Origin of the sequence: Frateuria sp. (genome assembly GCF_035944355.1) — a bacterium.
In the GTDB taxonomy this organism is placed as follows: Bacteria; Pseudomonadota; Gammaproteobacteria; order Xanthomonadales; family Rhodanobacteraceae; genus Frateuria_A.
In genome coordinates this window covers 148,172-159,420 of the sequence record NZ_DASZBH010000001.1, presented here as the reverse complement: position 1 = coordinate 159,420, position 11,249 = coordinate 148,172, and the positions used below count along the sequence as shown (strand labels likewise).

Here is an 11,249-nt window from a genome sequence, read left to right as displayed (position 1 = left end):
CCACCTTGAACCCGCGATCCGTCACCTGGCGGACCGCCTCTACCTTGAACTCATCCGTATACCGCTTGCTGCTCATGGACACCTCCGAATAGGCCATTTTCCATGGCCCTGAGATGTCTAGGAAACCCTGGGCGATTCACTAGCTGTGAATCGAAGCTCGCCATAACAGCCCCTATGAAAACTAGACGGCGGCTACTCGCACCGCTTCTTTTGCGAGCGCGAGGAAGCTAAAGAAAAGGTTAAGTGTGCCGGGACAGACGCTGACGCTCGGGCAAGGCTTAAGCTGGCTCATACTGTGCTACTGCAGCTGCAAGCGCCGGCTCCTCTGTCCAACTCATCGCTCCATCTGGACAGGCCTCCGAACTACCAACTAGGTATTCCAAGAGTTCCACCACCTTCTGCTTGGCTGCAGGGTCTTGCCGGACGCGAAGCCATGCGGAAAATGGCTTCTCCCCTGAGACTAGCTCGCCAAACATCGCTACTTCGAAGGTGTAAAGGGAAGCCGCGAGGCGGACTGTGCCAGCCGGTGCCTTCGCGATCTCATCCAATATCTGTTTATTGGCAGCCCAAGCAGGGTTTCCCCTTGCGCCCTCTTTACTTTTGACCTTTTGCGTATCTGCGTCGTGCAGAACCGCATAGGGACAGTTGAACTGGTTAAGAATCTTGCATAGCGCGACAATAGTGTATTTACCACGAGCGCGAACCACGTGTACGCCGCGAAATCTTTCCGGCAGCTCTGCGATCACTTCTCGGAAAGCTGCGTATTCTGTATCCCCTTCAACAATGACCGTACGGCCGCCGAAAAAGAACTCCGCGACGTAAGGGTCATACATGTTGAGAAGCTTCAACCGTTCCTTGTCGTCGCCACTCAGTTGCGCACGCTCCGGCCGGAATATGGTCGTTCCCGAAACTGTCCCATTCTGGCCTCGCTCCACCCGGACAATGGAAGTGTTGTTTCGAGAGAGGTCGATAAAGGCTGGCGAATGGGTAGTCACCATGACTTGCCAGGTGCCACCTTGGGGCAACGAGTAAAGAACGTTGCAGGCGTCGCGCACAGCTGACGGATGGAGGCAAAGCTCAGGCTCGTCTAACAGAAGAACGTGAGGCCGCTCGCCTCCTTTTGCCGCCGCCTTATATTCGGCTATGATGCGAAGGGCATTCCACATCAAAGTGCGACGTGTCCCACTACCCTGCCGTTCAAGATCGGACTGATGTCCTTCTTTGGGACCCATCCTAAGAATTGGCGGGGCCTTGAAGAACGAAATGGCCTTCTCGAGATCGTCCTCGGGTCTTGCGTCTAGAGAGATGGTGTACCCCGGGAACACATTTGCTAGCGCTTGACCCAGCTCCGCCCGGACCTCCTCGACAGCCGCCATAGCCTCCTTAGCTACATCGTTTTGAAGCTGAGCGAGTCCATTGAGAACCGCCGTATATGGACCTTCATTTCCGCCATCCGTGGCTAGGTCTTTTATCCGCTGCTTGGTCGCCTCAACCAACAAGTCGATAATGCTGTCCGCCTGCTGCTTTGGGTCATCGAATGCCTCGATGCGATGCATTGCGGGTCGATTTGACTGGGCTACCGACGCCACGCCCCACGGGCCATGGTCAGGATCCCAATCTCCCTTCTGAACATCGAAGCCGCGTTTTTCCGGCTTGCCGGGAGTGCGCCAAGTCCAACGCTCCCTGACATGTCTATCGCCGTTGGGTTTTACGTCGATCCATTTTTCAGCTGGCGGCTTGCTGTCCTCATACAGCACCGTCTCCAGCTCAATGGTCGGCGCATCCTCAGGAGCCAAGCCCACCTCAGGAATGGTGGCCCCGGGGAAGTCATCCAGGGGCATCTCCCCTTCCTTGCCCGCCGCCATGACAAGTTCATAAGCGCGAAGAATCGAGCTCTTGCCCGTGTTGTTGGCCCCAACCAACACCACTATGTCATCGAGTTCGATCTCGACGGGAATTGGCCCGATCGCACGGAAGTTGCGAATGGTGAGCTTGTGCATGCGTGCACGCGGAGCCATCGCGTCATCGCCCATTTGCTTCTTGGCTGCCACTTGGATTCCCCCTCAGGAATGGTCGAAGCTTCCGACCCTCGGCATCATCGGGGGAACTTGGCTGATGTGTCTGTCAGGGTTCGCCTACATCTTCACCGCCCCCTGTCTGGCCTCAGATCATCGGCAGCTTCAATCCTTGCTCCCTCGCGCACTCGACCGCGATTTGGTATCCGGCATCCGCATGACGCATCACCCCCGTGCCCGGATCATTCCACAACACCCGCGCAATCCGCTTATCCGCCGCCTCGCTGCCATCACACACGATCACCACCCCCGAGTGCTGGCTGTAGCCCATCCCCACACCCCCGCCGTGATGTAGCGACACCCAGGTCGCGCCACCAGCGGTATTGAGCATGGCGTTGAGCAACGGCCAGTCGGACACGGCATCGCTGCCGTCCTTCATAGCCTCAGTCTCCCGATTCGGACTAGCGACGGACCCGGAGTCGAGGTGGTCCCGCCCAATAACGACAGGCGCCTTCAACTCCCCCTTCCGCACCATCTCGTTGAACGCCAACCCCAGCTTGTGCCGCTGCCCCAACCCCACCCAGCAGATCCGCGCCGGCAACCCCTGGAAGCTGATGCGCTGCTCGGCCATGTCTAGCCAGTTGTGCAGGTGCTTGTCGTCGGGGATCAGTTCCTTGACCTTCTGGTCGGTCTTGTAGATGTCTTCCGGGTCGCCGGAGAGCGCCACCCAGCGGAACGGGCCGATGCCGCGGCAGAACAGCGGGCGCACGAAGGCGGGCACGAAGCCGGGGAAGGCGAAGGCGTTCTGGCAGCCTTCGTCCTTGGCCATCTGGCGGATGTTGTTGCCGTAGTCGAAGGTGGGGATGCCTTGCTCGTGGAAGGCCAGCATGGCTTCCACGTGCTGCTTCATCGAGCGCTTGGCGGCGTCGCGGGTGCCGTTGGGGTCGCTCTTGCGGCGCTCGAACCACTCTTCCACCGTCCAGCCGAGCGGCAGGTAGCCGTTGACCGGGTCGTGCGCGCTGGTCTGGTCGGTGACGGCGTCCGGCCGCACGCCGCGGCGCACCAACTCGGGCAGCACGTCGGCCGCGTTGCCAAGCAGCGCGATGGATTTGGCTTCGCCCGCCTTGGTGTACTTCTCGATGCGCGCCAGCGCGTCGTTGAGGTCAGTGGCCTGCTCGTCGACGTAGCGGGTCTTCAGGCGGAAGTCGATGCGGCTCTGCTGGCATTCGATGGTGAGCGAGCAGGCGCCGGCCAGGCTCGCGGCCAGCGGCTGCGCGCCGCCCATGCCGCCCAGGCCCGCGGTGAGGATCCACTTGCCCTTGAGGCTGCCGTTGTAGTGCTGGCGGCCCATCTCCACGAAGGTCTCGTAGGTGCCCTGCACGATGCCCTGCGAGCCGATGTAGATCCAGCTGCCGGCCGTCATCTGGCCGTACATCATCAGGCCCTTCTTATCGAGCTCGTTGAAGTGCTCCCAGTTGGCCCAGGCCGGCACCAGGTTGGAGTTGGCGATGAGCACGCGCGGAGCGTCGGGGTGGGTCGGGAACACGCCGACCGGCTTGCCGGACTGCACCAGCAGGGTTTCATCGTCGTTGAGCTCGCGCAGGGAGCGCAGGATGGCGTCGAAGCATTCCCAGTTGCGCGCGGCGCGGCCGATACCGCCGTAGACCACCAGCTCGGCGGGGTTCTCCGCCACCTCGGGGTCGAGGTTGTTCTGGATCATCCGGTACGGCGCCTCGGTGAGCCAGCTCTTGCAGGTGAGCGTGCTGCCGCGCGGGGCGCGGATGATGCGGGTGGTGTCGATGCGGGTGGGGGCGTTCATGGCCTTATCTCCTGAGGCAGATGGCCGAGTATAGCCAGCGGGCAGCGGAGCACTCTTGGTGTTCGCGGTGGCGTGGTTGCCGGTAAGCCGGGGCGCGAGCTGTCCGATGCCCGGGCGGGATTTTTCGCGAGGATGGAAGGGTGGCTTGCCTTGGGCGCGGTCGTGGATTTTCGCGAGCCCCGCCCCTCACCCCGGCCCTCTCCCCGGAGGGGAGAGGGAGCAGAGCCGGGTTTCCGCAAGCCTCAGCCCTTACCCGGCTCTATCTTCCTGGTGGGGAGGGAGCAGAGCCGGGTTTCCGCAAGCCCCCGCCCTTACTCGGCTCTATCTTCCTGGTGGGGGAGCAGAGCCGGGTTTCCGCGAGCCTCGGTCCTCGCCCCAAGCCTTTCCTGGTGGAGAGAGGAAGCAAAGCGGTTATTCGCCGTGGATGCCGCCGCGGGTCAGGGCGGTGGGGTCGAGCAGCTTCTTGAGTTCGTCGCGGGACAGGCCGGTGGTCTCCAGGGCCACGTCCATGATCGGGCGCTTTTCCTTGTAGGCCTGCTTGGCGGTGGCGGCGCCCTTCTCGTAGCCGATCACGGGGTTGAGCGCGGTGACCAGGATGGGGTTCATCGCCAGCGCCTGGTTGACGCGCTCGCGGTTGACCTTGAAGCCGGCGATGGCCTTGTCGGCCAGCAGGCGCGAGACGTTGGTCAGCAGCTCGATCGACTGCAGCAGGTTGTAGGCGATCATCGGCAGCATCACGTTGAGCTGGAAGTTGCCCGACTGCCCGCCGATGGTGATCGCCGCGTCGTTGCCGATCACCTGCGCGGCGACCATGGCGGTGGCTTCCGGGATCACCGGGTTGACCTTGCCGGGCATGATCGAGGAGCCGGGCTGCAGCGCGGGCAGCTCGATCTCGCCCAGGCCGGCCAGGGGGCCGGAGTTCATCCAGCGCAGGTCGTTGGCGATCTTCATCAGCGCGACGGCGAGGGTCTTGAGCGCGCCGGAGAGTTCCACTGCGGCGTCCTGGCTGGCCATGCCTTCGAAGAAGTTCTCCGCCGATTCGAAGCGCACGCCGGTGAGCGTCTTGAGTTCCTTCGCCACCGCGGGGCCGAACTTGGGATCGGCGTTGATGCCGGTGCCGACGGCGGTGCCGCCCTGCGGCAGGCGGCGCATGCGCTTCAACGCATCCTCGATGCGCTCGATGGCCGAGGCGATCTGCGCGGACCAGCCGGAAAGCTCCTGGCCGAAGGTCACCGGCATGGCGTCCATCAGGTGGGTGCGGCCGGTCTTGGGCACGTTCCTGAGCTCACGCGCGCGCTTGTCGATGGTCCTCTTGAGGTGCCTGAGCGCCGGCAGCAGGCGCTCGCTGGTGGCCAGCGTGGCGCTGACGTGGATCGCGGTGGGGATCACGTCGTTGGAGCTCTGGCCGTAGTTGACGTGGTCGTTGGGGTGCACCTTGGCCCCGCCCTGCGCGGCGAGGTGGGCGATCACCTCGTTGGCGTTCATGTTGGTGCTGGTGCCCGAGCCGGTCTGGAACACGTCGATCGGGAACTGCGCGTCATAGCGCCCTTCCGCCACCGCCAGCGCGGCCTTGCGGATGGCCGCGGCCTGCCCTTTCTTCAGATGACCGAGCCCGAGATTGGCGGACGCGGCGGCGGCTTTGATCAGGCCGAGCGCGCGGATGAAGTCGCGCGGAAGGGCCAGGCCGGAGATCGGGAAGTTGTCGATCGCGCGCTGGGTCTGCGCGCCGTACAGCGCGTCGGCAGGCACTTTCAGCTCGCCCATGCTGTCGTGCTCGATGCGGAAGTCGGCCATCGGTGGCTCCTCGGGCTTGGGGAAGGCGCCACTATAGGCCGGCGGCCATCAGCGCGGCGGCAATGTAAAATGGCCGTTTCCCCTTTGCCGGACCGCACCCGATGAGCAGCCACGCCCTCACCGCCCTGTCGCCGCTGGATGGACGCTACGCCGGCAAGGTCGAGCCCCTGCGCCCGGTCTTCAGCGAGTTCGGCCTGATGCACCGGCGCGTCAAGGTGGAGATCGAATGGCTGCTGGCGCTTGCCGCCGAGTCGGCCATCGTCGAACTGCCGCCATTCTCCGGCACGCAGGTGGACCAGCTGCGCGCCATCGCCGAGGGCTTCAGCGTGGCCGACGGCGAGCGCGTCAAGGCGATCGAGGCGACCACCAACCACGACGTCAAGGCGATCGAGTACTTCATCAAGGAGCGCATCGGCGCCGATCCGGAGTTGGCACAGGCCAAGGAGTTCGTGCACTTCGCCTGCACCAGCGAGGACATCAACAACCTCTCCTACGCGCTGATGCTGCGCGACGCGCGCGAGGGCGTGCTGCTGCCGATGCTCGACCGCGTGATCGCCCGCCTGCGCGAGCTGGCGCACGCCAACGCCGGCCTGCCGATGCTCTCGCGCACGCACGGCCAGACCGCCTCGCCCAGCACGCTGGGCAAGGAACTGGCCAACGTGGTGGCGCGGCTGGAGCGCCAGCGCAAGCAGCTCGCCGCGTTGGACATCCCCGGCAAGATCAACGGCGCGGTGGGCAACTACAACGCCCACGCCATCACCTACCCGGAAGTGGACTGGCGCGCGTTCTCGCAGCGCTTCGTGCAGGGCCTGGGGCTCAACTACAACCCCTACACCACGCAGATCGAGCCGCACGACGGCGTGGCCGAGTACTGCGACGCAGTGCGCCGCGCCAACACCATCCTGATCGACCTGGCGCGCGACATCTGGGGCTACATCTCGCTGGGCTATTTCAAGCAGGCGCTGAAGGCGGGCGAGGTCGGCTCCTCGACCATGCCGCACAAGGTCAACCCGATCGATTTCGAGAACGCCGAGGGCAACTTCGGCCTCGCCAATGCGCTGCTGGGCCACTTCGCCGAGAAGCTGCCGATCAGCCGCTGGCAGCGCGACCTGACCGACTCCACCGTGCTGCGCGCGCTGGGCACCGCCTTCGGCCATACGCTGGTGGCGCTGGAATCGCTGCAGAAGGGCCTGGGCAAGCTCACCGTCAATGCCGAGCGCCTCGCGGCCGACCTGGACGCGAGCTGGGAAGTGCTGGCCGAGGCCGTGCAGACGGTGATGCGCCGCTACGGCCTGCCCGAGCCCTACGAGCAGCTGAAGGCGCTGACCCGCGGCCAGGGCATCACGCGCGAATCCATGCGCCAGTTCATCGAAGGGCTGGACCTGCCTGCGGCGGCGAAGCAGCGACTGCTGGAGCTCACGCCCGGCGGCTACACCGGGCTGGCGGCGGCGCTGGCCAAGGACATCTGATCCGCCGCTTGCCTGGGTGCGCACCGCATGCTCGCGCCATGAGCCGACCCTGCCACCGCTGAAGGCGCCGGCTGGCGGCTGCAGCTCCATCCCGGCTGGATGGTCGCGTCCAGGGCGCGCAAGGGCGATCTCGCGGTCAGGCGCGCGGGCGATACGCCGCACTGATCGCCCGATTGATCGAACGTTCGAGATGGGCTGAAGCACCCTACGACGCGCTGCCTACGCCGGACAAAAACATGCCGCCCGCTCGCGCGGGCGGCATGTTTCGAGGACGTCTTCCTCAGGCCGCTGCGGTGGCGCGGCGCGCCAGCCCTTCGGCGTCCATCGCCGCCTGCACTGCCGGCCGCTCGGCCGCGCGCTTCTGGAAGGCCAGGACCGCCGGGAAGTCGGACAGGTCCAGATCCACGTGGCGCGCCCAGTTGGTCACGGTGAACAGGTAGGCGTCGGCCGCGGTGAACCGCTCGCCCAGCAGCCAGGGCTGCCTGGCCAGCACGGCATCGAGCAGCGCGTAGCGCTTGCGCAGGTAGTCCTTGCGCTCCTGCCGGGTCGCCTCGGGCGTGTCGGGCTTGAACAGCGGGCTGTAGGACTTGTGCAGCTCGGAGTTGATGTAGCCCAGCATCTCCTGCAGGCGGTAGCGCGCCAGCGTGCCGTTGGCGGGCGCCAGGCCCGAGGCCGGCTTGAGGTCGGCCAGGTACTGCACGATCGCCGGGCCCTCGGTGAGCACTTCGCCGTCGTCCAGCTCCAGCGTGGGCACGTAGCCCTTCGGGTTGATCGCCAGGAAGTCCGCACCGCTCTCGGTGCGCCTGGTCTTGGTGTCGACCTTCACCAGCTGCAGGGCGATGCCGGCTTCCTGCGCGACGATGTGCGGGGAAAGCGAGCAGGCGCCGGGGGAGTAGTAGAGCTTCATGCGGGGACTCCTTGTGGGGGTGTGGAACGTCGTTGCGACGTGGCGGGCATCCTAGCTGCGACGGTTACTCATGGATACCACCTAACCGGGAATTAGTGCCAGAATGTGGTATCCCCGCGGTTACCGCATGCACGAGGAAAACCCAGCCATGGGCCTGCCGCTGCGCAAGAGCAAGGTCGCCGCGCCACCGCCGGCGTGCCCGCTCACCGAGAGCCTGGCGCTGCTGCGCGGCGCCTGGGCGCCCAACGTGATCTGGTACCTGAGCGCGGAGCCGCGGCGCTTCGGCGAATTGCGCCACGACATCCCGCGCATTTCCGCGCGGGTGTTGAGCGCGCGGCTGCGCGAGCTGGAATCGCGCGGCCTGGTAACCCGCCGCGTGCTGGACAGCTCGCCGCCCTCGGCCGAGTACGCGCTCACCCCGCTCGGCCGCGAACTGCTGCCGGCGATCGAGGCGCTGGCGAAGGTGGGGCGCAAGCTGATCGACCAGTGGGAGCTGGGATCGTCGCGGGCGCGGCCGCGGCGCGCGGCCTAGATCGATAGGGCGGCGTTGTAGCGCGCGCTCCGCCCGCCCCATCCGCCTTCCGGGACCCTTCCCCCGCAAGCGAGGGAAGGGTCATGTGGCGCGGCTCAGACCGCCGCCACCTTCTGCCCCGGCTAGGTACTGGGCTCCACCTCGTCCGAGCCCTCGTTGACGCCTTCGAACAGGAAGGTCGACAGGTAGCGCTCGCCGGTGTCGGGCAGCATCGCCAGCAGCACCGAGCCTTCCGGCGCGTCCTTGGCCACCTGCAGCGCCGCCGCCAGCGTGGCGCCCGATGACAGCCCCACGAAGATGCCCTCCTGCTGCGCCAGCGCGCGCGAGGTATCGCGGGCGACCGTGTCGTCGATGCCCAGCAACTGGTCGACCACCTTGCGGTTGAGCACGGCCGGCACGAAGTCCGGCGTCCAGCCCTGGATCTTGTGCGGCTGCCATTCCTTGCCGGCCAGCAGCGAGGCGCCCGCGGGCTCCGCGCCGATGATCTTGACCTCCGGCCGCGCCACCTTGAGCACTTCGCCCACGCCGGTCAGCGTCCCACCGGTGCCCCAGCCGCTGACGAAGTAGTCCAGCCGGCGGCCGGCGAAATCGCCCAGGATCTCGGCGGCGGTGGTCTGGCGGTGATAGGCCGGGTTGGCCGGGTTCTCGAACTGGCGTGCCAGGAACCAGCCGTGTTTCCTGGCCAGTTCGGCGGCCTTCTCCACCATGCCGGTGCCGCGTGCGGCCGCCGGGGTGAGGATCACCTTGCCGCCATAGGCGCGGATCAGCTTGCGCCGCTCGATGGAAAAGGTTTCGGTCATCACCGCCACGAACGGATAGCCGCGCGCCGCGCACACCGCGGCCAGCGCCACCCCGGTGTTGCCGGAGGTCGCCTCGATCACGGTCTGGCCGGGCTTGAGGTCGCCGCGTTGCTCGGCGTCCAGGATGATCGCCAGCGCCAGGCGGTCCTTCACCGAGCCGGCTGGATTGAAGGCTTCCACCTTGACGTAGAGCTCCACGTGCTTGGGCGCGAGGCGGTGCAGCTTGACGATCGGCGTGCGGCCGATGGTGTCCAGGATGCTGTCGTAGATCATGGAAGTGCTCCTGCAATGGATGCCGGCGAACGCGCCGGCGCGAAGGGGTCAGGCCTGTGGAGCGCGGCGAGCACGTCATCCGGGCGGGCTGCCGGGCGGGCGCGGGCCGCCCTGCCCGCATCGCCGGTGTCATGGGCCGCCGCGCCCAGCGGCGGCACGCCAAACCACGCCAGCGTGGGCGCCAGCGCAGCGACCTCGCCGAGTATCAGCAGCGCGGGTGAACGAACCGCATGGACAGTGGCACGCCCGGCAAGCTCGGCCAGCGCGCCGGTGACCACCCGCTGCCCCCGCCGCGAGCCGTTCTCGACCAGCGCGAAGGGCGTGGCCGGCGAGCGGCCGTGTTCGAGCAGCCGCGCCTGCAGCGTGGCCAGTTCGCCCACGCCCATGTAGACCGCCAGCGTCTGGCGTTCCTGCGCGAGCGCGGCCCAGTCCAGCGTGTCCTGCGAGGACTGGCAGTGCGCGGTGAGCAGGCGCACGGATTGGGCGTGGTCACGGTGGGTCAGCGGCACGCCGGCATAGGCGGCGCAGGCCAGCGCCGCGGTGATGCCGGGCACCACCTCGTAGCCGATGCCGTGCGCGCGCAGGAATTCCAGCTCCTCGCCGCCGCGCCCGAACACGAACGGGTCGCCGCCTTTCAGCCGCACCACACGGCGGCCGGCCTGCGCGTGCTCGAGCATCAATCGGTGGATCTGCTCCTGCGTGGCGCGGTGGTTGCCCGCCTGCTTGCCTACCTCGATGCGTTCGGCGTCGCGCCGCGCGAGCGCCAGCACCTCGGCGCTGACCAGGCGGTCGTGCAGGATCACGTCGGCCTCGTTGAGCGCACGCAGGCCACGCAGGGTCAGCAGGCCCGGATCGCCCGGGCCGGCGCCCACCAGCACGACGGTGCCGGTATCGAAGGAAGGATCGCCGGCCAGCTCACGCTCGGCCGCGATACGCGCCTCGCGCTGGCGCCCCTGGCGCAGCAGGCTCGCCACCGGGCCGGCGAACAGCCGCTCGTAGAATCGCCGCCGCGCCGCCGCGGCCGGGAAACGCAGGCGGACGCGCGGGCGCAGCCTGGCGGCCAGCCCGGCCAGCGCGCCGAGGGAATCGTCCAGCAGCGCTTCCAGTCGCTCGCGCAGGAGCCGGCTGAGCATGGGCGCGTGGCCGCCGCTGGAAATCGCGATGGTCAGCGGCGCGCGGTCGATCACCGCCGGCACGTGGAAGCTCGAAAGCCGGGCGTCGTCCACCACGTTGACGAACAATCGCCGCAGTCCCGCCATCTCGGCGACCAGCGCGTTGGTTGCGCGGTCGGACGTGGCGGCCACCACCAGCCAGACCCGGTCCAGCCAGGCCTCGCGGAAGGCCTCGGCCCGATGCGCGATGGTTCCCTGCTCGACCCAGCGCCGCAACGCGGGGGTCAGCTCCGGCGCATTCACCGTCACCTGCGCCCCGGCGTGCAGCAGCGCCGCCACCTTGCGCTCGGCCACCAACCCGCCGCCGACCACCAGCACGGCGCGGCGCGAAAGATCGGCGAACAACGGGTAGAGCCTCAAGGGAGCGGCCTGCAAGACGGGGATGGCCACGCTAGGCGGCCGTCTGGCGGGCGGCAAATGATTTGTCGCGAAGGTCATATGCATTGACGTTATGTGGACCGGGACGCA

Annotated in this window: 8 protein-coding genes; 2 read left to right on the top strand and 6 right to left on the bottom strand. The window is 66.9% G+C overall.

What is annotated here, in order from left to right; genetic code table 11:
• Positions 1-278 precede the first annotated feature (278 nt).
• The 3 genes from VGU03_RS00675 to VGU03_RS00665 all read right to left on the bottom strand — a co-directional run bounded on the left by VGU03_RS00675 (position 279) and on the right by VGU03_RS00665 (position 5,628).
• Complete coding sequence (locus VGU03_RS00675; RefSeq protein ID WP_327477770.1) at positions 279-2,051, bottom strand: ATP-dependent nuclease; 1,773 nt, start codon at positions 2,049-2,051, stop codon at positions 279-281.
• A 112-nt stretch (positions 2,052-2,163) separates the two neighbouring features.
• A complete protein-coding gene (gene hutU / locus VGU03_RS00670; protein ID WP_327477768.1) occupies positions 2,164-3,834 on the bottom strand; it encodes a urocanate hydratase in 1,671 nt (556 codons plus the stop codon).
• 411 nt (positions 3,835-4,245) lie between these two features.
• Positions 4,246-5,628: a class II fumarate hydratase gene (locus VGU03_RS00665; RefSeq protein ID WP_327477766.1), complete on the bottom strand. Its 1,383-nt coding sequence runs from the start codon at positions 5,626-5,628 to the stop codon at positions 4,246-4,248.
• Between the two features lie 101 nt (positions 5,629-5,729).
• On the opposite strand from VGU03_RS00665, the gene purB reads away from it, so the two are divergent.
• Entirely contained in the window at positions 5,730-7,097 is a 1,368-nt protein-coding gene (gene purB / locus VGU03_RS00660) for an adenylosuccinate lyase (protein ID WP_327477764.1), read from the top strand.
• A gap of 280 nt (positions 7,098-7,377) precedes the next feature.
• Here the strand turns inward: purB and gstA are convergent, their stop codons facing one another.
• Positions 7,378-8,004: a glutathione transferase GstA gene (gstA, locus tag VGU03_RS00655; protein ID WP_327477763.1), complete on the bottom strand. Its 627-nt coding sequence runs from the start codon at positions 8,002-8,004 to the stop codon at positions 7,378-7,380.
• Positions 8,005-8,152: 148 nt separating this feature from the next.
• On the opposite strand from gstA, the gene VGU03_RS00650 reads away from it, so the two are divergent.
• A complete protein-coding gene (locus tag VGU03_RS00650; protein ID WP_327477777.1) occupies positions 8,153-8,536 on the top strand; it encodes a helix-turn-helix domain-containing protein in 384 nt (127 codons plus the stop codon).
• A 122-nt stretch (positions 8,537-8,658) separates the two neighbouring features.
• On the opposite strand, the gene cysK is transcribed toward VGU03_RS00650, so the two are convergent.
• Together cysK and cysG are read right to left on the bottom strand one after the other, a co-directional pair.
• Complete coding sequence (gene cysK, locus VGU03_RS00645; RefSeq protein ID WP_327477761.1) at positions 8,659-9,609, bottom strand: cysteine synthase A; 951 nt, start codon at positions 9,607-9,609, stop codon at positions 8,659-8,661.
• Positions 9,606-11,141 (bottom strand): siroheme synthase CysG, encoded by a 1,536-nt coding sequence (gene cysG, locus VGU03_RS00640; RefSeq protein WP_327477776.1) that lies wholly within the window; start codon positions 11,139-11,141, stop codon positions 9,606-9,608. The genes cysK and cysG overlap by 4 nt, the downstream gene beginning before the upstream one ends.
• Between the last annotated feature and the right edge of the window lie 108 nt (positions 11,142-11,249).

Excerpts from the sequence above, each read along its gene's own strand:
- hutU (WP_327477768.1), bottom strand. The coding sequence starts at position 3,834 with ATGAACGCCCCCACCCGCATCGACACCACCCGCATCATCCGCGCCCCG.
- VGU03_RS00665 (WP_327477766.1), bottom strand. The coding sequence starts at position 5,628 with ATGGCCGACTTCCGCATCGAGCACGACAGCATGGGCGAGCTGAAAGTG.
- purB (WP_327477764.1), top strand. The coding sequence starts at position 5,730 with ATGAGCAGCCACGCCCTCACCGCCCTGTCGCCGCTGGATGGACGCTAC.
- gstA (WP_327477763.1), bottom strand. The coding sequence starts at position 8,004 with ATGAAGCTCTACTACTCCCCCGGCGCCTGCTCGCTTTCCCCGCACATC.
- VGU03_RS00650 (WP_327477777.1), top strand. The coding sequence starts at position 8,153 with ATGGGCCTGCCGCTGCGCAAGAGCAAGGTCGCCGCGCCACCGCCGGCG.
- cysK (WP_327477761.1), bottom strand. The coding sequence starts at position 9,609 with ATGATCTACGACAGCATCCTGGACACCATCGGCCGCACGCCGATCGTC.